Raw genomic sequence first — 21837 nt, forward strand, 5'->3', positions numbered from 1 at the left:
TTCGGGCAGTTTCCAAGGCCGTCATTTCGTACAACCGGCAGCAAGCCTCTTCGACAAAGTGAGACATCATGAGCAAGGCGCGCGAGATACCGGCCAGTCTGCCCGGAACAGCAGGGATCGCGGTGCATGGCAATGTCGCCTCGCAACTATACGACGATCTGCGGCGGCGGATCGTTTCTCTGGATCTGCCGCCGGGCACGGTTTTGTTGCGGGCCGAACTGGCGGCGGAATATGGTGTCAGCCAGACGCCGCTGCGCGAGGCCTTGCAGCGCATTGAACAGGACGGTCTGCTGCACGTCCATCCGCAATCGAAGACCGTCGTCAGCAAGATCGACCTCGCTCAGATCTTCGAGGCGCATTTCATGCGGGTCGCGCTGGAAACCGAAGTGGTGCGCCAGCTGGCGCGTCAACCCTCCAGGGCCACGATGTCGGATGCCATGGCGATCATCCGCATGCAGGAAGCGATCGCGGGCGACCCCGATCAGCTGCGCGTCTTTCAGGAACTGGACGACAGCTTTCACCGCGCCCTGTTCGCCGGGCTGGGTCATCAGCGCCTGCATCAGCTCGTCAATGCGCGGTCCGGCCACCTTGGGCGGATGCGCAAGATGCAGCCCCATGACGACGCCAAGATCCGTCACATTCTGGACGGCCACAAGGACATCGTCGCCGCCATCCTGTCGGGTGATGAGGACAAGGCGATGGCCGCAATGCGCGCGCATCTGAGCCAGACCGTGACGAACGCGCCCGACCTGCGGGCGAAATACCCCGATTTCTTCACCTGATACTGTCGGACCTTCTGACCCGTTCAAGACTCGGCCCGAGTGCGGGAGCGATCGGGCATGCCAGCGACGAAGCGTATACAATAAAATGCCCAACTTTTGATCGGGGCGGCTTGACGCATACGCTAGACTAAAATATTAGTATTTTTCTCATTTCACGCGCCACTATCCCTTCCGGACATCAATCATTCAGAGGACTATTCATGGACACCAACAGCGTGATGAGCGCTCCGCACGGACAGCACCTGATCGCGGGCGCATGGGTGGGGGCGGATGGCACCTTCACATCGGACCCTGCGACGGGCCCCGCCTTTGCCTATGCGACCGGGACCGTTGCCTTGGTGGAGCGTGCATGCATCGCTGCCGAAGCGGCCTTCGAAACATATGCCTATATCAACCGTGCCGACCGCGCCGCGTTCCTCGAAGCCATTGCCGAGCAGATCGAGGTCCGCGCCAAGGCGATTACAGCCGTCGGAACCTCTGAAACCGGCCTGCCTGCAGCACGGCTGGAGGGAGAGCGCAGCCGCACGACCGGCCAGCTGCGCATGTTTGCCGATCATCTGCGCAAGGGCGAGTATCTGGACCACCGCACAGACCCTGCCCTGCCCGATCGAAAGCCCGCGCCCCGTCCCGAGTTGCGGATGATCCAGCGGCCCATCGGGCCGGTCGCGGTGTTCGGGGCGTCGAACTTTCCATTGGCATTCTCGACCGCCGGAGGGGACACCGCGGCAGCGCTCGCAGCGGGCTGCCCGGTGGTGGTCAAGGGCCACAGCGCCCATCCCGGAACCGGCGAAATCATCGCTGAGGCCGTCCTCGCCGCCATTCACCAGACCGGCATGCCAAAAGGGGTCTTCAGTCTGATCCAGGGCGGACGGCGCGATGTGGGCCATGCGCTGGTCACCCATCCGCTGATCCAGGCCGTCGGGTTCACGGGATCCTTGGCGGGGGGGCGCGCATTGTTCGACCTCTGCGCCGCACGGCCCGAGCCGATCCCCTTCTTCGGCGAGCTGGGATCTGTCAACCCGATGTTCGTTCTGCCGCAAGCGGTCGCTGCCCGGGGCGCCGGGATCGGCGCCGCATGGGCCGCCTCGCTGACAATGGGGGCCGGACAGTTTTGTACCAATCCGGGCATTGCATTCGTCCCGGCAGACGCGGACGGCGACGCCTTTGTCACCGCAGCCCGTGACGCCCTGGCTGACACCGGACCACAGGTCATGCTGAGCCGGGGGATCGCCACCGCCTATCACGAGGGCGTGGCGCATCTGTCTAGCCGCGCCCGGTCCGTGCTGACCAATCCCGGCGAAGGACGCGAGGCGCGGCCCAACCTGTGGCAGATAGATGCCAGGGCATATCAGTGCGACACGACGCTGGCCGAAGAGGTGTTCGGCCCCGCAGGCCTTATTGTCCGGGTCGAAGATCCTGACCAGATGCTGGATCTGGCCCGCGCCCTTCGGGGCCAGCTGACAGCCACGCTGCACATGGATGACGGCGACAGCGAGCTGGCCCGGCGCCTGTTGCAGGTTCTGGAACGCAAGGCTGGCCGGGTGCTGGTCAACGGCTTTCCGACCGGCGTCGAGGTGGCTGATGCGATGGTCCATGGCGGCCCCTATCCGGCCTCGACCAATTTCGGTGCGACCTCGGTCGGTACCATGTCGATCCGTCGCTTTCTGCGTCCTGTCTGTTTTCAGAACATCCCCTCCAATCTGTTGTCCGCCGATCTGGCCTGACGCATTCCAAAGGAGACTTCCATGATCCCCCCCCATGAGCTGCGCGAGATCATCCGCCACGGCCTGCTGTCCTTTCCCGTCACGCCGTTCGACGCTGCGGACAACTTCGCCCCCAAACCCTTTCAGGCCCACCTGGAATGGCTCTCACAATACCCCGTGGCGGGCCTGATCGTCGCGGGCGGCACCGGCGAGATGTTTTCGCTGTCGCCCTCGGAAATCGTCGATGTGGTCCGCGCCACCCGCGCGATGGCGGGCGACGCGCCGGTGATCGCGGGCTGCGGATACGGCGTGCGCATGGCATGCGATCTGGCGCGCGAGATCGAGGCGGCGGGCGGCGACGGCATCCTGCTGTTGCCACATTACCTGACCGAGGCGCCGCAGGATGGCATCGTCGACCGCGTCCGTCAGGTCTGCAACGCCACGAAGATGGGCGTGATCTTCTACAATCGCGGCCAGTCGCGCATGTCGGTCGAGGCACTGGCCCGGCTGGCCGAGGAATGCCCGAACCTGATCGGCTTCAAGGACGGCACCGGCGACATCGACACGGTGCGCCGAGTCACCGCGCTGATGGGCGATCGGTTTTCCTATATCGGCGGCATGCCCACGCACGAGCTATTCGCGCAGGCCTATCGCGGTGCCGGGATGGCCACCTATTCCTCGGCCGTGTTCAACTTTGTCCCTGAAACCGCCTTGGAATTTCACCGCGCCTTCAAGGCCGGAGAGGATGCCGCCTGCGAGGCCCTGCTGCGCGATTTCTATTACCCCTTCGCCGCGATCCGTGACCGCAAGGCGGGCTATGCGGTTGCCGCCGTCAAGGCGGGCGTAGCCTTGCGCGGGTTCGAAACCGGCCATGTCCGCGCGCCCCTGACCGACCTGACCGAGGAAGAGGTCGCAATGATGCAAGCCCTCATTGCCACCCGCAGCTAAGGTCGTGGAGCAACTTCAGTGATCAGTGAGGGCCAACATCCCGATCAAATATTGTTTTCATGGAATTAACGATTTGATTTAAGACGCATGAATGGTCCCCTTGCCAAACGTCAGTTATAGGCGTGCGGCAGGGGTGAGCGCCGGTATTGCCCTGAAACGCGTCCTGCGTCCGAATTTTCTGGAGCGCAAACGAGTGTGCCTGATGCACTAACTATTGTTTTCCGAATGGCGCTGAGCAGATCGCTTGGGAGAACTCCGACGCCGCCACTCGCCCGTGAACGCTCAGCATTCCAGCCTATGAGACAGAACCTGTTCCATATGCGGCCTTATCACCGCACATCCATGCCAGCCCGGAATAATGGATGAATGTTCTGGCACTGAAATCCTGCAGCTAGAACTAGGTGTATTTGCCGGCTCCTGCTTTCAGCTCTGCCTGGTCTTCAACGTGTTGCGCACGCCGAACAATTCGTCAGTAAAGCTTTGAACCAATACCGCTCGCTGATCATCCGGTCTAAAGAGCAGATAGGTGCGGAAGGCGACCTTGGGAAGGAAAGGTCGCAAGATCAGCCCGCGCTCGACAAAACCTTCGGTAGACAGTGGGTTCACCAGTCCCACCGCGTCGCCCGACATCGCCAGCGCGCAGATCGTCGACGAGTTAGGGGTTTCGATGATGTAGTCCGGTTCGGCTCCGGCATCGGCCATCGCCTGATCAAACCTGTGCCGCGCCCGGTCTTCGGGTGTCAGGCCGATCAGTGGCACTCCCATCAGATCGGCCGGTGTGACCGAGATTAGGCGCGTCAGCGGATGATCTACAGGCATCGCGATCACACCCGCAAAGCTGGCGAAGAGCTGGGCGTCCACCCCTGAAAGGTCGATTTCGTCGGCAGCCAAACCCAGATCCAGCTGCCCCTCTGCGACCATGTTGCGGATCATAGCTGATCCTGCAACTTGTAGGGTGATGGGCACTTTAGGGTGCTTCAGGCGGAAGCGCTGGACGGCACGAGGCACCATTGTCGCCGCTAGCGCGGACAGGGTACCGATGCGGATCACCCCCGACCCGTACTCCCGGATTGATGCCGCTGCGGCGCGGAGTCGGTCCAGCCCCTTAAAGCTCTCGCTGACCTCGCGGAAGAACAGCTGGCCTTCGGGGGTCGGGACCAGCCTGCCACGCACCCTGTTGAACAGCTGAAAGCGCAACGATGCTTCCAGCTCAGCGATACTGCGGCTTATGGCGGGTTGGGTCACCTGCAGCAGTTCGGCGGCCCGGACCGTCGAACCAGAGATCATGACGGTATAATAGGCCTCCAGCTGTCTGAACTTCATCCTATTACCTTTTCACATAGAGATATGCGCTCCTATCAGTTGTTTTAGTGGGCAGCTTCGCGTTTGTCTTGTCGCATCACGAATGCAGGATCCGAAGATGCGCGACGCTACTCTCTGCCCTATCCATCCGACCGTCTCCGAGGATGGCTATGCCAGCCTGACTGTTCCGACACATCGGGCTTCCACGATCGTGTTCGAAGACGCCGCTGCCTATGCAACACGAGGGCAGCGCGATCTGGATAGCTACTCCTACGGCCTGCATGGCACGCCCACAAACCGAGTACTGGAGGCGCAACTGAGCGCGCTGGAGGGTGCAAAGCATACGGTCCTGCTGCCCTCTGGTCAGACCGCCATCGCGGTATGTTTCCTTGCAGCCCTGCGTCCCGGCGACACGGTGCTGATCCCTGATAGCGCCTATCCGCCCGTTCTCGGATTTTGCCGCAATTTTCTGGCTCCCTTGGGTATTCATCATCGCATCTATCGCCCGGACGGATCGGATCTGGCCGCGCAGATCGACGACAGCGTGCGGCTGATCTGGATGGAATCGCCCGGCTCGACCACGATGGAGGTCCAAGACTTGCCCGCTATCGTCGCGCTGGCCCGCGACCGGGGGATCCTGACGGGCATCGACAACACCTGGGCCACGCCTCTGCTGTTCAAGCCGCTGGCCCATGGCGTCGATCTGTCGATGCAAGCGCTGACAAAATATGTAGGCGGGCATTCCGATCTGCTAATGGGGTCGGTGTCGGTCAATGACAGCGACCTGCGGCAGCGGCTGCGCGATCAGATGCGGTTTCTGGGGCTTGGGGTCCCCGCCGATGCCGTTGCACTTGCCCTGCGGGGGATCGAGACAATGGCCGTTCGCATGGCTCATCAGGGCCGCATCGCGCTGGACATCGCGCAGGATCTGGCGGCCCGCAATCTGGGCGAGGTGCTGCACCCCGCCCTGCCCTCCTGCCCCGGTCACGATCTGTGGTGTCGTGACTTTGCCGGGGCCAGCGGCGTCTTCAGCGTGGTCCTGCCCGATGCCAGTCGCCTGAACGCGGCGCTGGACGCACTGCAGGTCTTTGCCATCGGCGCCAGCTGGGGCGGCACACGCAGCTTGATGGCACCGATGACCATCACCCGCGCGAATGGCCATCCCCGCAACGACAAGACGATCCTGCGGCTGCAGATCGGCCTGGAGGATCCGGCCGATCTGCAAGCCGACCTGAACGCTTTCTTTTCCATCCTGACCAACCAAGCGGACGCTTGAACGTCCCGAACCAACAGCGAGGCTATCCATGAAAACCTGTGTTATTGCCGCAATTGCGATGACCGCATCGACGGCTGCCGCCCACGCAACCACCCTGGACACTGTGCGGGAGCGCGGACGCCTGATCTGCGGCGCAAGCCAAGGCACCGTTGGCTTTGGCGCCCCCGACAGCGAGGGCTACTGGCGGGGCCTCGATGTGGAGACATGTCGCGCCGTGGCGGTGGCGATCTTTGGCGACAAAAATGCAGTCGATTTCGTGCCGCTGTCGGGCCAGCAACGCATCCCTGCCTTGCAGACCGGCGAGATCGACATGCTGCCCCGCACGCTGACCTGGACCCTGCAGCGCGACGGCAATGGCATCAACTTTGCCAGCCCCACTTACTACGAATTTACCGGTTTCATGGTGCCTGCTGAACTGGGCATCACCCGGGTCGAGGACATGGCTGGTGCCGCCGTCTGCGTGCAGACCGGATCGACGACCGAGGTGGTGGTTGCCGACGTTTCGGCCAATCTGGAGCTGGAACTGGAGCCGGTCGTTTTCGACAACACCTCGGCCACGCGGCAGGCGTTCTTTTCGGGCCGCTGTGACGCGCTGATCACCGACGCTGCGGCGCTGGCCTCGGTTCGGGCGACGCAGGCATCGAGCCCCGATGATTACATTATCTTCCCCGCGACACCCTATATGGATGCACTGACACCGGCGGTGCGCCATGGCGACGATCAATGGCTGGACATCGTCACATGGTCGATCGAGGCGATGAAGACGGCAGAGCTGCTGGGCATCACTTCGGAGAATATCGACGAGTTCGCGGACAGCGGGGATGCCCGCATTCGCCGCTTTCTGGGGACCGAGCCCGGCAATGGCGCGGCCCTTGGGCTGGAGGACGATTTCGCGGCCAACATCGTGCGCGAGGTCGGCAACTACGCCGAGATGTTCGACCGCAACCTGGGCAAGGACAGCCCATTGAAACTGGAGCGGGGCGCCAATGCCCTCTATCGCGACGGTGGGCTGATGTTCCCGCTGACCTTCCAGTAAGCCATGGGACGTTTATGGCATGACCGGCGGGTGCGGGGCGGTCTGATCCAGATCGCCCTGCTGATTGTCGTCGCAGCGGTGATCGCCTGGATCGCGAACAACACGGTCCAGAACCTTCAGGCCCGCGGCATTCGCGTGGGGTTTGACTTTCTGGAACGCGGGGCGCGGTTCCCCATTTCTGAAAGCGTGCTGCCTTATACGCCGCAGGACAGCTTTCTGTGGGCTTATGTCGTGGGTCTGGGCAACACGCTGTGGATCTCGGCGCTGGCGATCATCGGTGCGACCGTGTTGGGGCTGGGCGTGGGCCTGGCCGGTCGGTCGGATCATCCGCTGCTGTCGGGACTGGCGGGCGGCTATGTCACCATCATGCGCAACCTGCCGCTGATCGTGCAACTGCTGTTCTGGTATGCGCTGGCCACGTCCGCCTTTCCGGCCCCGCGCGATGCCTGGCAACCGCTGCCAGGGGTGTTTCTCAGCCAGCGGGGCGTGTTCGTGCCGACGGTTGCGGCCATGCCTTTGGTGCTGGCCATTGCGGCGGCGGTCGGGGCGCTACTGATCGCGCCCCGGTTCCGGTGGATCGCAGCCCTTCTGGCCTTTGTCGCCGTTCTCATTCTCGGCGGCGCGCAACTGGACATGCCCGAGCAGCGAGGCTTCAGCTTCACCGGAGGCGCCCGCCTGTCGCCCGAATTCACCGCGCTGATGCTGGGCCTTGTCCTCTACACCGCCGCCTTTATCGGCGAGATCATCCGCGGCGGCATCGAGGCCGTGTCGCGCGGGCAATGGGAGGCGGGACGGGCGCTCGGCCTGACCGACCGCATCACGCTGCGCCGGATCATCCTGCCGCAGGCGCTGCGGATTATCATCCCGCCCCTGACCTCGCAATATCTGTCCACCGTCAAGAACACGACGCTGGCCCTCGCCGTCGGGTACCCGGAACTGGGACTGGTCGTGAACACCGTCATCAAACAGACGGGTCAGGCGATCGAGAGCCTTGTCATCATGCTGGGCGTGTTTCTGACCATCTCACTGTCGGTGTCGCTTCTGATGAACTGGTATAATGCCCGCATGGCGATCGTGGTGCGATGATGGATCATGTCATGATTTCCCCCCGTCCCGCGCCGCCGGTGCCCCACCGGCCCATCCTGAAGTTGCTGTTGGGCGATGCCGTCTCGGCAGTGATCACGCTCTGCACGCTTGGCATGGTCGTCCTTCTGCTACCCGCCTTCAACTGGGCAGTCCTCGACGCGGTCTGGAGCGGCTCCGAGGGCCAAGATGCCTGCCGCGCCGGTGGCGCCTGCTGGGCCTATCTGCACGACAAGGCCCGGCTGATCCTGTTCGGGATTTATCCGCCCGACCAGCAATGGCGCCCGGTCGTCGTCATCGGCCTGATCGTGGCGATGGTGCTGGCCTCTCTGTCGCCCAGGCTGTGGAACATCCGTCTGGCTCTGGTATGGGCGGCCGCCATCGCCGTCATACTGCTGCTGATGCGCGGGGGCATACTGGGGCTGGCTCCGGTGCAGACGGCGAAATGGGGTGGACTGCCCGTCACGCTGCTGCTGGCGGTGGTCTCGCTTGGCCTTGGCTTTCCGCTGGCGGTGATGCTGGCGCTCGGCCGGCAATCAGACCTGCCGGTCGTCAAGGCCATGTCGGTCTGCGTGATCGAGCTGGTGCGCGGCCTGCCGCTGGTCGGTTTGCTGTTCGTGGCGGCGATCCTGCTGCCCCTGCTGCTGCCCGCCGGATGGACCATCGACAAGCTGGGCCGGACAGTCGCCGCGCTGACGATCTTTGCCGCCGCTTATCTGGCCGAGGTCCTGCGTGGCGGGCTGCAGGGCCTGGGACCGGGACAGGCCGAGGCCGCGCGCGCACTGGGAATCCCCTATTGGAAGATGATCGGGAACATCATCCTGCCGCAGGCCATCCAGAAGGTCATTCCGCCACTGACCAACACCGCCATCGTGATGGTCAAGAACACCTCACTGGTGATGATCGTGGGCGTCTTCGACATGCTGGGCGCAGGCCGCGCAGCGGCGGGGGATCCAGCATGGCCGGCCCCTTTTACTGAAACCTATCTGTTCGTCGCGGCCCTCTATTTCGCGATCTGCTTTTCCATCTCGATTTATGCCCGCTGGCTTGAACGCCGCGTCAAGGCAAGGAGCTATGCATGACCCCCGCCATTACCGTCACCGCGCTGAACAAGTGGTATGGTGCCTATCACGCCCTGCGCGACATCGACCTGTCGGTCGCGGAGGGAGAGCGGATAGTCATCTGCGGTCCCTCGGGGTCGGGCAAATCCACCCTGATCCGCTGCCTGAACCGGCTGGAAGAGTATCAGTCCGGCACGATCCGGGTGGGTCAGGTCGAACTGAACGACGATCTGAAGAATCTAGACGCGGTGCGACGCGATGTCGGTATGGTGTTTCAGCATTTCAATCTGTTTCCGCATCTGACCGTTCTGCAAAACTGCGCCCTGCCACAGATCCTTGCGCGGCGGACGCCGCGGGCTGAGGCCGTCGCTCAGGCGCGCCGCTATCTGGATCGGGTCCGCATCCCCGAGCAAGCCGACAAATATCCCGGCCAACTTTCGGGCGGTCAGCAGCAGCGCGTAGCTATCGCCCGCGCGCTGTGCATGTCCCCGCGGATCATGTTGTTCGACGAGCCGACCAGCGCGCTGGACCCCGAGATGATCGGAGAGGTGCTGGAAACCATGATTTCGCTGGCTGAGGACGGCATGACGATGGTCGTCGTCACACATGAGATGGGCTTTGCCCGGCGTGTCGCGGACCGCGTGATCTTTATGGCCGAGGGGCAGGTCATCGAAACCGCGCCGCCTGAACAGTTCTTCACCGCCCCCGCCAATCCAAGAACGCAGGAGTTTCTGCGCCAGATTGTCCATTGATGCTTGCGGCAAAAAGAGACCGCACCGACCTTTCTAGCACGACACACTGCAATCACAGCTGCACCGGACCAACGCCCTGCTCCTTGAAGATCACGTTCAGCGCCGTGGAGGTGACCTCTTGATAGCCTGACCACTCACGCTGATCGCGCCGTTGGCCCGGTGCCAGCCCGATGTCAGGCAGCGATGACCTCGACCGGGCCGTGATCATCGCAATGATCGCCATGCGGATGATGCAGGCGTCCGTTAACCAGATAATCGGTATGATGGCCATGTGGCACAGCCTCGTGCCCGCAATCGGGACCGTGGACGTGATCGGCATCATGGCCGGTGCAGCCGCTGGTGCAGGTATCGGGATTGGTGGCGCTGACCTCAATCACATGCTCGTCGACATGATTTTGATGCGGGTGATGCAGATGACCGTCATGCAGGTAATCGACATGATCGCCATGGCACATCGCGGTATGACCGCAATCCTTGCCATGCTGATGAGGATGGTCGTGATGGATGGTGCAGTCATGTGCCATGGTGGCTCCTGTTCGGTTCAATGGTCTTCGCAAGCATGATCAACGGCGTTCGAGACAAGGCTCAGGACGTGGTGATCCGCCAGGCTGTAGATGATCGACTTGCCATCCCGGCGGCGGGCGACCAGTCGGGCCTTATGGAGAACGCCAAGCCGCGCAGAGACGGTGGACAGCTTGTCCCCCGTGGCGGCAGACAACTCGGACACCGACGCCTCTTTTTCCGTCAAGGAGAGCAGCAAACGCAGGCGTGACGGCTCGGCAAGGGCCGAGAACATCGTCGCTGCCAGATCCAACTGGTTTGCGTCAGGGGCAGCCATACCGATTTTCATTACAACGTTCCATAGAATGATAGAGCGATTATGTCAATCGGGATAGCCCGCCTCACTTGCCAGCTTGCCTGATAGGGGATACCCCTACCTCTATGACACATACGATCAAGAACAAGTCTGCCTTGCTGGCCCGGATACGACGCCTGAGAGGCCAGATGGATGCAGTGGAGCGCATGCTGGACGCTGACGCCCCATGCGCCGAGGTTCTGAACCTCGTGGCGTCCATTCGTGGCGCAACTTCAGGGCTGACGCTCGAACTGATAGAGGAGCATATTCGTGGGCATGTCGCGGATCCCGACACGGACAAGGATGCCGAGCGAGCCAAGGCCGCAGGCGAACTGATCGGGGTCATCCGGACCTATCTCAAATGACTGACGTCTGCCGCTTTGCAGCCCCGCATGATCACGTCTTTCTCGGTCTGGACCATCACCGCAATGAGCGTCGGACCTGGGCCGTGATTGCGATCACCAGCGCGATGATGGTCATCGAGGTCACGGCGGGGACCGTTTTTGGTTCGATGGCGCTGGTGGCGGATGGATGGCACATGGCGACCCATGCGGCGGCTTTGCTGATTGCCGCTTTGGCCTATCGGTTCGCGCGGCGCAGGGCCGATGACCGCCGGTTTACCTTCGGGACAGGTAAGCTTGGTGATCTCGCGGGCTTTGGCAGCGCCGTAATACTGGCTTTGATCGCCCTGCTGATCGGGTGGGAAAGCGTGAAGCGCCTGATCGATCCGGTGGCGATCAGCTTCGGACAGGCAATCACGGTCGCGGTAGTTGGCCTGATCGTTAATCTGGGCTGCGCGTGGCTGCTTCGCGACGATCATGGACACCACCATGGCCACTCACATGCGCACGGGCACCATCATGGCCACGATCACAGTCATGGGCATGGTCATCGGGACAACAACCTGCGTGCTGCCTATCTGCACGTGCTGGCGGATGCCCTGACATCGGTTCTGGCCATCGTGGCACTGGTCCTCGGACGCCAGTTCGGTTGGCTCTGGATGGACCCTCTGATGGGCATCGTCGGGGGGCTGGTCATCGCGCGCTGGTCCTGGGGGCTGATCCGGGACACCGGCCAGGTGCTTCTGGATTATATCCCCGAGGACGAGGACCTGCCCGACGAGATCCGTGCAGCCATCGAGACCGACACTGACAGGATTGTCGATCTGCATGTCTGGCAGCTTGGACCGGGCCATCACGGCGCCATCCTGTCGATAGAAAGCCAGGCGCCTCGCGACGCCGCGACTTATCGGTCCCGACTGGCGCATATTCCGGATCTGTCGCACCTGACGATCGAGGTAACCCGTGCCGGCTGACGCCTCAGCCAAGCTTCATCCAATGAACCCGACCGTTCGCATCCGCGGCGAACAACCATCCTTGATCCGTGGCCACAGCAAGCCCTTCGATCGCAGGGCCCGGCAGCTGCTTGATGAACTTCGCGATAGCATCCTCGTTGGCGTCCGAGACCATGATCCGACCATCTGCAAAACCCGCAATCGCCATATCCTGCCCGGGCAGACCCAAAATGGCCGTCACCAGGGTTTTTTCATGGTCGCATATCTGCAGGGGTGCCCGGTTCATGGGGCCGTTTGCACCGTCGAACGCCCATAGGATTGCACTGTCCGCGCCGGTCGTGGCCAGCCAGGGACGGGCACCAGTCCAGCTCCAGCCTTTGACCTTGGCCGGATAGCCCGTCATCCGCAGCTCCGCCTTGTCGCGGATCCTCCAGCCATGCAGGGCGTTTTCCTGCATCGCCGTGACCACGAAGCGGTCGTCAGGGGACCATGTCACGGCGACATGGCTGCCGGCCCATTTCAAGGAAGATGCTTTCCAGCGGCGCTTCTCGTGCGTCCAGATCGTGACGCCCCCATAATGCGCAACGGCCAGTCTTCGGCCTTTGCGATCAAATGCCAGTCCGCCGACGGTCGAGGGATGCTCCAGCACATCCTGACGTCCATCCGGCTCGTGCAGATGCACTTGCTTGCCCACCGAACACGCCCAAAGACCATTTTCCGACCCTGCAATGCTGTCCACCCATTTGCGCGGGAACTGGGTCAGCTGTCGGAAGCCGTCTTCTGTCGTCAAAACCACTGAACCATCATCGCCACCGGTCAGCAGCGATGCGCCGACGCGGGCTGCGCAGAGGATCGAACCTTTGTGCAGGAGCTGCGTCTCGACGGGCTTGTCGGGGTGAAACACCCGCATCTGCCCGTCGCCCCACAGCGAATGGACGGCGTGGGCGCCGCTGAAGGCCGCGACGATCACCTGTCCGGTCTCTACGATCTGTGCTCGAGCCTCGATCGAAGTCGCCTCGATAAGTCCGGTCGTCATAGCACCCTACACGCCTCGAACCCCTCGCGCAGATCCATGCTGTCCAGATTGCGGCCAATGAAGACCAGCTTGGATTGACGCGGCCCTTCCGGCCACGGCCCCAGGAGACTGCTGTCCATCAGCATATGCACGCCCTATATGCACGCCCTGAATGACGAAGCGCTGATCCTCGCCTGCAAAATGGAGAATGCCCTTGGAGCGCAAGATGTCCTGCCCCTTCTGCTGCAGCAAGCGCGAGAACCAGGCATTGAACAACACCGGCTCCAGCGGCTGATCAAGGCGCAGCGAGATCGAGGTGATGTCCTCCTCATGCTCATGCGTGTGATCCTCATCGAGAAAATCCGGCTCGATTTCCAACACTCGATCCAGCTTGAAGGCATCGAGGCCCAACACCTGATCCAACGCCACCCCGCAGCGTTCCGTCCTCACGATGCGCGCATAGGGATTGATCGACTTGATCCGCGCCTCGACCGCTGCCAGCGCAGCAGCGTCGACCAGATCGACCTTGTTCAGCAGGATCACGTCGGCAAAGGCGATCTGCTCTGCGGCCTCATGCGCCTCATTCAGATGCGTTGCCAGATTAACGGCATCGACAACCGTGACGATCGCGTCCAGCCGCGTCTTCGCTGCCACGTCCTGATCGACATAGAAGGTCTGCGCCACGGGGGCCGGATCGGCCATGCCGGTTGTTTCGATCAGGATGCCGTCCAGATCACGGCGTTTCATCAAACCAGCCAAAATCCGGATCAGATCCCCGCGCACGGTGCAACAGATGCAGCCGTTGTTCATCTCGAAGATCTCTTCATCAGCATCGACGACCAGCTCATTGTCGATGCCGGTCTCACCAAACTCGTTGACGATCACGGCGTATTTTTGCCCATGCTGCTCGGTCAGGATCCGGTTCAGCAGGGTTGTTTTTCCGGCGCCAAGAAATCCTGTCAGGACCGTCACGGGGACTTGAGAGTTCATGCTGAGCCTTTCTGCTTCGGCAGGTAGTGGCCGATATATGTAATATCATCACATTATAGCGTGTTTGCATTGGGCGACAATGCCTCAACTGGATTTCGGACATAACGCTGCTTGCGTTATGTTATAGTATAACATAATTGGTTGCGGTCAGAGCTTTCCCTATGAGGCATTTATGTCCGTCTGTGCTGCACGCACTTTTCCTTGGGTCAGCCTCGGCCGTGTTCCTTCGCCGCGTCAACCATGACGATGGATACCCCCCTGCGCCCGCTGGTGGCCGTGCCTGCCTATACTGTGGTGCAATCGGCGCCGCGTCAGATCCTTGTCTGCAAAGCACGCAAGCCGGACGGCACCGGCGCGACCCTCATGCGCTGCTTGCGCGTGGCGATTGCGGCGGCGGGGCTGACACGAGACCTTGAGGACGCAGGCTCGGCCTGTCTTGGCGGATGCGACCGGCCCTCTACATTGGCGTTTCGCGCGAAGGGCAAGGCGCTGTGGTATTTCGGGGACCTGCCCCCTGTCGGACCGCTTGACGCGCTGATCGCGTTTGCCCGTCTGTATCCCGCCCTGCCCGACGGCTGGTGCAAAGGATCGGATTGCCCGACCCCTTTGCGCCCCGCCACGCTGGCGCGTACTCCCGCCTCAGTAGTTGCCCCATGACGCCCGCAGTAGAGCTTTGCAATGTCAGCTGGGGGCCGGCGCGTGGCCCGGACATCCTGTCCGGGATCGGCTTTGCCGTACCGGCAGGGCAGATCATGGCGATCTGTGGCGCGAACGGCGCGGGCAAATCGTCGCTGCTGCGGCTGATCTATCGCCATCACGCGCCGCGACAGGGCATCGTGCAGCTGATGGGGCGCGACTTGTGGTCCACTCCCGCCCAGGCTGTGGCCCGCGATCTGGCCACCGTGCTGCAAGAACAGCCCACCGATTTCGCGCTGTCGGCCCGTCAGATCGTAGCTCTGGGCCGCTTGCCGCATCGGCGGGGCTGGGCGGTGTCCCTGTCTTCGCCCGACGCGCAGGACGCCTGCATCGTGGCCGACGCCATGCAGCGTATGGACCTGACAGCGCTGGCCGATCGCGCTTTCGACACCCTGTCGGGCGGCGAACGGCAGAGGGTCATGGTCGCCCGCGCGCTCGCCCAGCAGCCGCAGGTGATCGTGCTGGACGAGCCGACGAACCATCTGGATATCCGTCACCAGTTGGAACTGCTGGAATTGTTGCGTGGGCTGGGCCTGACGGTGATTGCCACGCTGCACGACCTGACGCTGGCCGCCGAATTCGCTGAACGCGTGCTGGTGCTGGATCGGGGTCGTATCCTGGCCGACGGCCCGCCCGATCAGGCGCTGACCGAACCCGTGCTGGCCCGGGCCTTTCGGGTGGGCGCGCGCATCGACCGTTCGGGGCCCGCACCCCGCTTCGCCTTTCATCTGTGACGACCTTGAAAAGGACCGCCCCGATGATCCGCCTGCCCCTTGCCGCGCTGCTGCTGTCCGCCGCCCCCGCACTGGCCCATCCCGTGACTGTTCAAAGCTGCGACCGGCAGGTAACGTTCGACGCCCCCCCGGCTCGCGCGGTGTCGAACGACGACAACCTGACCGAGATGATGCTGGTCCTGGGCCTGCGCGACCGGATGGTCGGCTATACCGGCATTTCGGGGTGGAAAACGCTGGACGAACAGATGCGTGAGGGGGTGGCCGAACTACCCGAACTTTCTGAAAAATATCCCTCCAAGGAGGTGCTGGCCGGGGCTGAGGCTGATTTCTTTTTCGCGGGCTGGAATTACGGAATGAAGGTCGGCGGCGAGGTCACGCCCGACACCCTGACCCCCTTTGGCATTCAGGTCTATGAGCTGACGGAAAGCTGCATCCATCTGGGCCCTCGTCCCCGCGCCAGCATGGAGGACCTGTATACCGATATCGCCAATCTGGGCCGCATCTTCGGCGTCGAGGACCGGGCCGAGGCGCTGATCGCTGGCTGGCGCGACGAATTATCTGCGCTGACCGCGGGCGTGGACCGCGCTACCCCTTTGCGCGTCTTCGTCTATGACAGCGGACAAGAGACGCCCTTTACCGCCGGCGCCCATGCAATGCCCACCGCCCTGATCGAGGCCGCGGGAGGGCGCAACATCATGGACGATCTGGACAAGAGCTGGGCCGAGATCGGATGGGAGCCGGTGATTGACCGCAATCCGCAGGTGGTCGTGATCGTGAATTATGGCGACGTGACGGCCGGGCAAAAGATTGACTTCATGAAGACCAGCCCGGCTCTGGCGGAGATCGACGCGGTCAGGAACGACCGTTTCGTGGTGCTGGACTATGTCGAGGCCACGCCCGGTCCCCGTAACATCAGCGCGGTCGAGACGTTGGTCCACGCCTTTGCACAGGACTGAGCCATGACTGATAGTACCGCCCCCTTGTCGGCGCATCGCCTCTGGCCCCGACTTGGGCTGGGCGGCATTTTGGCAGTCGTACTGATCCTGTCGATCGGAGTCGCAGTATCGGTGGGGGCGGTGGCCGTGCCGCTGTCCAGCGTGGGTGCCGTAGTGCTGGACCGACTGTTGCCGGGGCTGATTGCCCATGACGTCGGGGCGGGGCATGCCAGCATCATCTGGCAGATCCGCTTGCCGCGGGTCATTCTTGCCGGACTGGTCGGCGCAGGGCTCGGGCTGGTCGGCGCCGCGCTGCAATCGGTCACGCGCAACCCGCTGGCCGATCCGCATCTGCTGGGCATCTCTTCGGGCGGAGCGTTCGGGGCGATCGCGGCGCTGCTGCATCTGGGGATGTTCTTGGGCCCACTGACGGTGCCGCTGATGGCCTTTGGCGGCGCGCTGATTGCCACGGCAATGGTGCTGGGCGTGGCGCATCTGGCAGGGGCGCACAGCGCCGACCGGCTGGTGCTGACCGGGGTAGCTGTCAGCTTCGTCATCATGGCCTGCGCTAATATCCTGATCTTTCTTGGCGATCCGCGTGCGACCCATACGGTCCTCTTCTGGATGCTGGGCGGGCTTGGACTGGCACAGTGGTCGCATCTGCTGTGGCCGTTGGCCGTGCTGCTGCCCTGCGGCCTGTGGCTTTGGGCGCAGGCGGATCGCCTGAACGCCATGAGCCTTGGCGACGAGACCGCCGCAAGCCTGGGGCTGGAGGTGGGGCGTTTTCGCCTGACCGTCTTCGTGGTGGCCGCAATGATCACTGGGGTCATGGTCGCCTTTTCCGGGCTGATCGGCTTTGTCGGGCTGATGATGCCGCATCTGGTGCGCATGGTCGTCGGCGGCGACAATGCCCGCGTACTGCCGGGCTCCGCCTTCTCCGGTGCGGTCTTCCTGATCGGCGCCGACGCACTGGCCCGTGTCGCCATGGCCCCCGAGGATATTCCCATCGGCGTTGTCACCGGGCTGACGGGCGGCATCTTCTTCATCTGGATCATGAGCAGGCGCCACTGATTGTCCGGCACGATCGCCTTGCACCCGCGCAAAATGTTACGTAATCACATTTACTATTAGGGGAAGATCAGATGGGGCGCAGCGTGGCAGGACAGAACGAGATGGTCGTAGAACTGACCGATCTGACTGCCGGCTATGCCAGCCATGCAGCGATCCACCATCTCAACGGCGGGTTTGCACGCGGGTCGCTGACCGCGATCGTCGGGCCGAACGGATCTGGTAAATCCACGCTGCTCAAGACCATTGCTCACCTGCTGGCCCCGATGAGTGGGTCTTGCCACAGACAACCGGGGAGGGCCCTGGCCTATCTGCCGCAGCTGTCGGAGCTGGACCGCGCCTTTCCCGCACGGGTGGTCGATCTGGTGGCACTTGGACTTTGGCAGCGGCGCGGGTTGCTAGGGCGGCATCGGGCGCAGGACCGGGACCGGGTCACCGCCGCGTTGGCGCAGGTCGGGCTGGACGGGTTCGCCACGCGGCCCCTGGACACGCTGTCTGGCGGCCAGTTGCAGCGGACATTGTTTGCCCGTGTGCTGGTGCAGGATGCGGACCTCATCCTGCTGGACGAACCCTTCAACGCCATCGACGACAAGACCATCCGCGACCTACTCGCGTTGATCGGGCATTGGCATGCCGAGGGGCGGACTGTCGTCACCGTTGCCCATGATCTGTCGCTGGTCAGGGCCCATTTCCCTCAGACGCTGCTACTGGCGCGCAGCGCAGTGGCCTGGGGCGACACCGCCACTGTGCTGACTGACGCCAATATCGCCCGCGCCCGCAGCTTCCAGGAAGCGTGGGACGAGGCCGCCCCATGGTGCGCCCCTGAAGGTCAGTGGCGGGCCGCATGATGTGGACGCTGCTTGTTACCCCTTTCACCGAATTCGCCTTCATGCAGCGGGCGCTGGCCGGGGCGCTGATGCTGTCGCTGTCGGCCTGTCCAGTCGGTGTCTTTCTGACGCTGCGCCGGATGAGCCTGACGGGCGATGCCATGGCCCATGCCATCCTGCCCGGTGCTGCGGCGGGGTTTCTGATCTTTGGACTGGAAATCTGGCCCATGACGCTCGGCGGGCTGATCGCCGGCGCGCTGGTAGCCCTCGGCGCGGGCGCGGTCGCACGCCTGACCGTCCAGCACGAGGATGCCTCTATGGCGGCCTTCTATCTGATCTCGCTGTCGGTCGGCGTGGTGATGGTCAGCCTTCGTGGCTCCAGCGTCGATCTGATGCATGTTCTGTTTGGGACCGTGCTGGCGCTGGACGATGCGGCGCTGCTGCTGATCGGGCTGGTGCTGGCGGTGACCGCGCTGGCCTTTTGTGTGCTGTGGCGCGCGCTGGTAGCGGAATGTCTGGACCCGCTGTTTCTACGCTCCGTCTCGGGATGGGGGACCGTGGTGCATTTCGCGTTCCTGGGGCTGGTCGTGCTGAACCTGGTCGCAGGGTTTCAGGCGCTTGGCACGTTGCTGTCGGTCGGCCTCATGATCCTGCCCGCCGCCGCCGCCCGGTTCTGGACGCAATCTGTGCTGCCCATGGTGGCGCTGGCGGTCGGCATCGGGGCGCTGTCCTCGGCCAGCGGACTGCTGCTCTCTTATCACCTGTCGCTGCCCTCGGGGCCGGCGATCACCCTCTCGGCCGGGGCGGCTTATCTGCTGTCGGTCATCTTCGCGCCGCGCGGATTGCTGGTGCCCCGCCTGCCGCGCCGCAGCCACCGCACGGCCTGACTCCATGAAAGGAACCCCGATGATCCTGCGCAGTTTCGCAGCCCTCGCCATCACCGCCGCCGCCGCGCAGGCCGAACCACGAGACGTGGTGGCGACGTTTTCGATCATTGGCGATCTGGCGCAGCAAGTCGGCGGCGATCGGATTACCCTGCATACCCTGGTTGGCTCCGATGCTGACGCCCATGTCTACGAGCCGCGTCCGGCGGATGCGATGGCGCTGGCACGGGCCGATGTGGTCCTGACCAACGGTCTCGGTTTCGAAGGGTTTCTAGACCGCCTGATCGCTGCCAGCGGCACCGACGCGGCCGTCGTCACTCTGACTGAGCGTGCCGAGGTTCTGGAGGACCCGGCAGGAGGCCATTACCATTACGAAGGCGATCAGGCGATCTGGCATGCGGGCGCCCATGACCCTCATGCCTGGCAATCAGTGCCCAACGCCCGCGCCTATGTTGCGAGCATCGCTGACGCCTTCTGCACCGCCGATGCCATGGGCTGCGATACCTACCGCGGCAATGCCGATCGCTACAACGCCGAACTCGATATGCTGGACGCAGAGATCCGCACCGCTGTGGAGGCCGTGCCTGCAGATCGCCGCACCGTCGTCGTGGCCCATAACGCCTTTCGTTATTTTGAGACCGAGTACGGCGTGACTTTCCTGTCTCCACAAGGCGTCAGCACAGAATCCGAAGCATCCGCAGCCGATGTCGCGGGCCTGATCCGCGAGATCCGCGACCAGAAGGCTGGCGCGATCTTTGCCGAGAACATCTCGGACACGCGCCTGCTGGACCGCATAGCCGCCGAGACGGATCTGCCACTGGCTGGCACACTTTATTCCGACGCGCTGTCGGGGCCGGATGGTCCCGCGCCCGACTATCTGTCGATGATGCGCCACAACGCGCGGGCAATCACCGCAGCGCTGGCCGAATGACTCTTTCCAACCACAGGAGACGACCCATGATCCGAACCTTCACTGGTGCCAGCACGCTGGCCCTGATGCTGGCCAGTACCGCAATGGCACAGGATAGCCACGACCATGAGCACGAGGGTGACGTAACGCTCTATCGCCTGTTCGTCGGCGATCACGCAAATGGTCAGGTCACGGCCATCGACCTGGCGGACCCTGACAATCGCTGGAGCTTTCAGACGACCGGCCAGACCAAGCTGTTTCCGATTGCAAACGGCACAGTCGTTGCCGCCGTCCAGTCAAACGATGATGCCGTGCATTTCTTTGACAGCGGGATCTCCTTCGAGGATCACGGTGATCACGCCGACATTGCGGTGACCGAACCGACCGCCATCGACACCGTCCTGACCGGCCCCCGCCCCTTCCATCTGATCGATCACGACGGCCAGATCGTCATCAACTATGACAGGGGCGGCTATGCGGAAGTGATCGAAAGCGCGGCGCTGGCGCGCGGCGAGATCGACCCCCAACGTTTCCCGCAGGCGCGCGCGCATCACGGCTTTGTCACGCCTATGGGTGATGCCTGGCTGTCCACCGTTGCCTCGGACGAGCAAGTCACGGGCGATGCGTCCGTTCCGCGCCTCGGATTGCAGGCGTTCGACGCGGAAGGCACGGCCACCGGCGATCTGGCCACCTGCACCGGCATCCATGGCGAGGCGTTCTCGGGCGCCTATCTGGTTGCGGGCTGCAAAGAGGGCGTGCTGACGGTCACAACCGGATCGGATGGCCCCGTCTATGACATGCTGGAATACCCCGCCGAGCTGCCGCAGGACGTGACCACCGGGACCATTCTGGGATCCAACGCGATCCAGATGTTTCTGGGCAATCACGGCCCCGACGGACTGGTCGTCATCGATCCGGTCGATGAGCCGCATTTCAGCCGCATCGCCCTGCCCTTCCGCCGCGTGGATTTCGTACTGGACCCGGTGCAGCCCGCCCATGCCTATGTCCTGACCGAGGACGGCAGCCTGCACCGCATCGACATGCTGGCCGGAGAGGTGGCCGCTTCTGCAAAGGTGACGGCGCCCTACTCGATGGACGATGACTGGAACGACCCGCGTCCCCGCATCGCCATGGCTGGGAACGAGATCGTGGTGACCGATCCGAACGCGGGTCTGATCCGACGCATTTCGACGGAAGATCTGTCCGAACTCGGTACGATCGAGGTGGACGGCACACCCTACAATATCGCCGTTGCTGGCGGCAGCGGTGTCGTCCACTGATCTGACGGCGCCCGGTCGCAAGGCTGGGCGCCGGTTACAGACGTTGGAGCGCTGATCCGATTTCTGCTTCGGTGACTTCGGCTACTGGGCGGTGGATCACCATGATCCGCCGCACAAGATCCAGACCCAGCACGGTGATCTGGGTGGCCGGTCCCGAACAGGCGGGGTCCTCACAAGGGATCTCGGCCACCGACACGATGACCTGCAACGGCACACCCGGCTGCTGGCGCACCAGCCGCCTCACTCGCTGGAAATGCCACAAGGCGACAGCCTTGTCCTTGATCTGCGCCGACAGGTTCATCCGCGTCACCTCCCCTGCCAACCAATCATGCCCGGAAAGGCCCTGCAACCATGACCGACCGCATCCCTGTCACCCTGCTGACCGGCTTTCTGGGCGCTGGCTAG

24 protein-coding genes and 1 pseudogene are annotated in these 21837 nt (G+C 63.2%); 18 read left to right on the top strand and 7 right to left on the bottom strand.

Annotated elements, in window-relative coordinates; all coding sequences use genetic code 11:
• The first annotated feature begins 68 nt into the window (after window positions 1-68).
• From EG885_RS09270 to EG885_RS09280, 3 genes are all read left to right on the top strand, one after another.
• Window positions 69-782, top strand: a complete 714-nt coding sequence (locus EG885_RS09270) for a GntR family transcriptional regulator (RefSeq protein WP_131574201.1) — start codon at window positions 69-71, stop codon at window positions 780-782.
• A 200-nt stretch (window positions 783-982) separates the two neighbouring features.
• On the top strand, window positions 983-2506 hold the full coding sequence (locus EG885_RS09275; protein WP_131574202.1) for an aldehyde dehydrogenase (NADP(+)): 1524 nt from the start codon (window positions 983-985) through the stop codon (window positions 2504-2506).
• Between the two features lie 24 nt (window positions 2507-2530).
• Window positions 2531-3433 (top strand): 5-dehydro-4-deoxyglucarate dehydratase, encoded by a 903-nt coding sequence (locus tag EG885_RS09280; protein ID WP_207392247.1) that lies wholly within the window; start codon window positions 2531-2533, stop codon window positions 3431-3433.
• 423 nt (window positions 3434-3856) lie between these two features.
• Here the strand turns inward: EG885_RS09280 and EG885_RS09285 are convergent, their stop codons facing one another.
• Complete coding sequence (locus EG885_RS09285; RefSeq protein ID WP_131574204.1) at window positions 3857-4756, bottom strand: LysR family transcriptional regulator; 900 nt, start codon at window positions 4754-4756, stop codon at window positions 3857-3859.
• A 97-nt stretch (window positions 4757-4853) separates the two neighbouring features.
• Between EG885_RS09285 and EG885_RS09290 the strand changes: the two genes are divergently transcribed.
• Genes EG885_RS09290 through EG885_RS09310 form a run of 5 tightly spaced genes read left to right on the top strand, consistent with a single transcriptional unit; the run spans window position 4854 to window position 9943 of the window.
• Window positions 4854-6011, top strand: coding sequence for a trans-sulfuration enzyme family protein (locus EG885_RS09290; RefSeq protein WP_131574205.1), 1158 nt, complete (start codon window positions 4854-4856; stop codon window positions 6009-6011).
• A 28-nt stretch (window positions 6012-6039) separates the two neighbouring features.
• The gene (locus tag EG885_RS09295) at window positions 6040-7047 is read left to right on the top strand and encodes an amino acid ABC transporter substrate-binding protein (protein ID WP_131574206.1); all 1008 of its coding nucleotides are present in this window, start codon (window positions 6040-6042) and stop codon (window positions 7045-7047) included.
• A gap of 30 nt (window positions 7048-7077) precedes the next feature.
• Window positions 7078-8133, top strand: a complete 1056-nt coding sequence (locus EG885_RS09300; protein ID WP_242679578.1) for an amino acid ABC transporter permease — start codon at window positions 7078-7080, stop codon at window positions 8131-8133.
• Between the two features lie 11 nt (window positions 8134-8144).
• Complete coding sequence (locus tag EG885_RS09305) at window positions 8145-9212, top strand: amino acid ABC transporter permease (RefSeq protein WP_207392240.1); 1068 nt, start codon at window positions 8145-8147, stop codon at window positions 9210-9212.
• A complete protein-coding gene (locus EG885_RS09310) occupies window positions 9209-9943 on the top strand; it encodes an amino acid ABC transporter ATP-binding protein (protein WP_131574208.1) in 735 nt (244 codons plus the stop codon). The genes EG885_RS09305 and EG885_RS09310 overlap by 4 nt, the downstream gene beginning before the upstream one ends.
• Window positions 9944-10116: 173 nt before the next feature.
• On the opposite strand, the gene EG885_RS23075 is transcribed toward EG885_RS09310, so the two are convergent.
• Entirely contained in the window at window positions 10117-10467 is a 351-nt protein-coding gene (locus EG885_RS23075) for a hypothetical protein (RefSeq protein WP_207392241.1), read from the bottom strand.
• 17 nt (window positions 10468-10484) lie between these two features.
• The gene (locus EG885_RS23080) at window positions 10485-10793 is read right to left on the bottom strand and encodes an ArsR/SmtB family transcription factor (RefSeq protein WP_207392242.1); all 309 of its coding nucleotides are present in this window, start codon (window positions 10791-10793) and stop codon (window positions 10485-10487) included.
• A 92-nt stretch (window positions 10794-10885) separates the two neighbouring features.
• Here EG885_RS23080 and EG885_RS09325 point away from each other — a divergent pair, with 92 nt between their 5' ends.
• Together EG885_RS09325 and dmeF are read left to right on the top strand one after the other, a co-directional pair.
• On the top strand, window positions 10886-11164 hold the full coding sequence (locus EG885_RS09325) for a metal/formaldehyde-sensitive transcriptional repressor (RefSeq protein ID WP_131574210.1): 279 nt from the start codon (window positions 10886-10888) through the stop codon (window positions 11162-11164).
• Window positions 11161-12114, top strand: a complete 954-nt coding sequence (gene dmeF, locus EG885_RS09330; RefSeq protein ID WP_131574211.1) for a CDF family Co(II)/Ni(II) efflux transporter DmeF — start codon at window positions 11161-11163, stop codon at window positions 12112-12114. Before EG885_RS09325 ends, dmeF begins: the two co-directional genes overlap by 4 nt.
• Window positions 12115-12118: 4 nt before the next feature.
• Here dmeF and EG885_RS09335 read toward each other — a convergent pair whose 3' ends face one another.
• The 3 genes and pseudogenes from EG885_RS09335 to EG885_RS09340 all read right to left on the bottom strand — a co-directional run.
• A complete protein-coding gene (locus EG885_RS09335; protein ID WP_131574212.1) occupies window positions 12119-13129 on the bottom strand; it encodes a WD40 repeat domain-containing protein in 1011 nt (336 codons plus the stop codon).
• The gene (locus EG885_RS23285; protein ID WP_341352757.1) at window positions 13126-13254 is read right to left on the bottom strand and encodes a GTP-binding protein; all 129 of its coding nucleotides are present in this window, start codon (window positions 13252-13254) and stop codon (window positions 13126-13128) included. The genes EG885_RS09335 and EG885_RS23285 overlap by 4 nt, the downstream gene beginning before the upstream one ends.
• Before the next feature lie 73 nt (window positions 13255-13327).
• Window positions 13328-14098, bottom strand: a pseudogene (locus EG885_RS09340) (CobW family GTP-binding protein); the annotation flags it as partial.
• A 240-nt stretch (window positions 14099-14338) separates the two neighbouring features.
• On the opposite strand from EG885_RS09340, the gene EG885_RS09345 reads away from it, so the two are divergent.
• The 8 genes from EG885_RS09345 (at window position 14339) to EG885_RS09380 (ending at window position 21432) form a co-directional block, all read left to right on the top strand.
• On the top strand, window positions 14339-14755 hold the full coding sequence (locus EG885_RS09345; RefSeq protein ID WP_131574213.1) for a DUF1636 family protein: 417 nt from the start codon (window positions 14339-14341) through the stop codon (window positions 14753-14755).
• A complete protein-coding gene (locus EG885_RS09350; RefSeq protein ID WP_131574214.1) occupies window positions 14752-15528 on the top strand; it encodes an ABC transporter ATP-binding protein in 777 nt (258 codons plus the stop codon). The genes EG885_RS09345 and EG885_RS09350 overlap by 4 nt, the downstream gene beginning before the upstream one ends.
• Window positions 15529-15551: 23 nt before the next feature.
• Window positions 15552-16484, top strand: coding sequence for an ABC transporter substrate-binding protein (locus EG885_RS09355; RefSeq protein ID WP_131574215.1), 933 nt, complete (start codon window positions 15552-15554; stop codon window positions 16482-16484).
• A gap of 3 nt (window positions 16485-16487) precedes the next feature.
• A complete protein-coding gene (locus EG885_RS09360) occupies window positions 16488-17534 on the top strand; it encodes a FecCD family ABC transporter permease (RefSeq protein ID WP_131574216.1) in 1047 nt (348 codons plus the stop codon).
• Window positions 17535-17605: 71 nt separating this feature from the next.
• Window positions 17606-18379: a zinc ABC transporter ATP-binding protein AztA gene (gene aztA / locus EG885_RS09365; protein WP_207392243.1), complete on the top strand. Its 774-nt coding sequence runs from the start codon at window positions 17606-17608 to the stop codon at window positions 18377-18379.
• Complete coding sequence (gene aztB / locus EG885_RS09370; protein WP_207392244.1) at window positions 18376-19245, top strand: zinc ABC transporter permease AztB; 870 nt, start codon at window positions 18376-18378, stop codon at window positions 19243-19245. The genes aztA and aztB overlap by 4 nt, the downstream gene beginning before the upstream one ends.
• A gap of 19 nt (window positions 19246-19264) precedes the next feature.
• Entirely contained in the window at window positions 19265-20173 is a 909-nt protein-coding gene (aztC, locus tag EG885_RS09375; RefSeq protein WP_242679580.1) for a zinc ABC transporter substrate-binding protein AztC, read from the top strand.
• 26 nt (window positions 20174-20199) lie between these two features.
• On the top strand, window positions 20200-21432 hold the full coding sequence (locus tag EG885_RS09380) for a metallochaperone AztD (protein WP_131574218.1): 1233 nt from the start codon (window positions 20200-20202) through the stop codon (window positions 21430-21432).
• A gap of 34 nt (window positions 21433-21466) precedes the next feature.
• Here the strand turns inward: EG885_RS09380 and EG885_RS09385 are convergent, their stop codons facing one another.
• Window positions 21467-21733 carry a hypothetical protein gene (locus EG885_RS09385; protein ID WP_131574219.1) on the bottom strand — a complete coding sequence of 89 codons (267 nt, stop codon included), beginning with the start codon at window positions 21731-21733 and terminating at the stop codon, window positions 21467-21469.
• Between the last annotated feature and the right edge of the window lie 104 nt (window positions 21734-21837).

This window comes from Paracoccus nototheniae, assembly GCF_004335005.1.
In the GTDB taxonomy this organism is placed as follows: domain Bacteria; phylum Pseudomonadota; class Alphaproteobacteria; order Rhodobacterales; family Rhodobacteraceae; genus Paracoccus; species Paracoccus nototheniae.

Bases quoted from the DNA above. Each gene is read 5' to 3' on its own strand.
- EG885_RS09270 (WP_131574201.1), top strand. From the start codon at position 69: ATGAGCAAGGCGCGCGAGATACCGGCCAGTCTGCCCGGAACAGCAGGG.
- EG885_RS09275 (WP_131574202.1), top strand. From the start codon at position 983: ATGGACACCAACAGCGTGATGAGCGCTCCGCACGGACAGCACCTGATC.
- EG885_RS09285 (WP_131574204.1), bottom strand. From the start codon at position 4,756: ATGAAGTTCAGACAGCTGGAGGCCTATTATACCGTCATGATCTCTGGT.
- EG885_RS09290 (WP_131574205.1), top strand. From the start codon at position 4,854: ATGCGCGACGCTACTCTCTGCCCTATCCATCCGACCGTCTCCGAGGAT.
- EG885_RS09295 (WP_131574206.1), top strand. From the start codon at position 6,040: ATGAAAACCTGTGTTATTGCCGCAATTGCGATGACCGCATCGACGGCT.
- EG885_RS09305 (WP_207392240.1), top strand. From the start codon at position 8,145: ATGATTTCCCCCCGTCCCGCGCCGCCGGTGCCCCACCGGCCCATCCTG.
- EG885_RS09310 (WP_131574208.1), top strand. From the start codon at position 9,209: ATGACCCCCGCCATTACCGTCACCGCGCTGAACAAGTGGTATGGTGCC.
- EG885_RS23075 (WP_207392241.1), bottom strand. From the start codon at position 10,467: ATGGCACATGACTGCACCATCCATCACGACCATCCTCATCAGCATGGC.
- EG885_RS23080 (WP_207392242.1), bottom strand. From the start codon at position 10,793: ATGAAAATCGGTATGGCTGCCCCTGACGCAAACCAGTTGGATCTGGCA.
- EG885_RS09325 (WP_131574210.1), top strand. From the start codon at position 10,886: ATGACACATACGATCAAGAACAAGTCTGCCTTGCTGGCCCGGATACGA.
- dmeF (WP_131574211.1), top strand. From the start codon at position 11,161: ATGACTGACGTCTGCCGCTTTGCAGCCCCGCATGATCACGTCTTTCTC.
- EG885_RS09335 (WP_131574212.1), bottom strand. From the start codon at position 13,129: ATGACGACCGGACTTATCGAGGCGACTTCGATCGAGGCTCGAGCACAG.
- EG885_RS23285 (WP_341352757.1), bottom strand. From the start codon at position 13,254: ATGCTGATGGACAGCAGTCTCCTGGGGCCGTGGCCGGAAGGGCCGCGT.
- EG885_RS09345 (WP_131574213.1), top strand. From the start codon at position 14,339: ATGACGATGGATACCCCCCTGCGCCCGCTGGTGGCCGTGCCTGCCTAT.
- EG885_RS09350 (WP_131574214.1), top strand. From the start codon at position 14,752: ATGACGCCCGCAGTAGAGCTTTGCAATGTCAGCTGGGGGCCGGCGCGT.
- EG885_RS09355 (WP_131574215.1), top strand. From the start codon at position 15,552: ATGATCCGCCTGCCCCTTGCCGCGCTGCTGCTGTCCGCCGCCCCCGCA.
- EG885_RS09360 (WP_131574216.1), top strand. From the start codon at position 16,488: ATGACTGATAGTACCGCCCCCTTGTCGGCGCATCGCCTCTGGCCCCGA.
- aztA (WP_207392243.1), top strand. From the start codon at position 17,606: ATGGGGCGCAGCGTGGCAGGACAGAACGAGATGGTCGTAGAACTGACC.
- aztB (WP_207392244.1), top strand. From the start codon at position 18,376: ATGATGTGGACGCTGCTTGTTACCCCTTTCACCGAATTCGCCTTCATG.
- aztC (WP_242679580.1), top strand. From the start codon at position 19,265: ATGATCCTGCGCAGTTTCGCAGCCCTCGCCATCACCGCCGCCGCCGCG.
- EG885_RS09380 (WP_131574218.1), top strand. From the start codon at position 20,200: ATGATCCGAACCTTCACTGGTGCCAGCACGCTGGCCCTGATGCTGGCC.
- EG885_RS09385 (WP_131574219.1), bottom strand. From the start codon at position 21,733: ATGAACCTGTCGGCGCAGATCAAGGACAAGGCTGTCGCCTTGTGGCAT.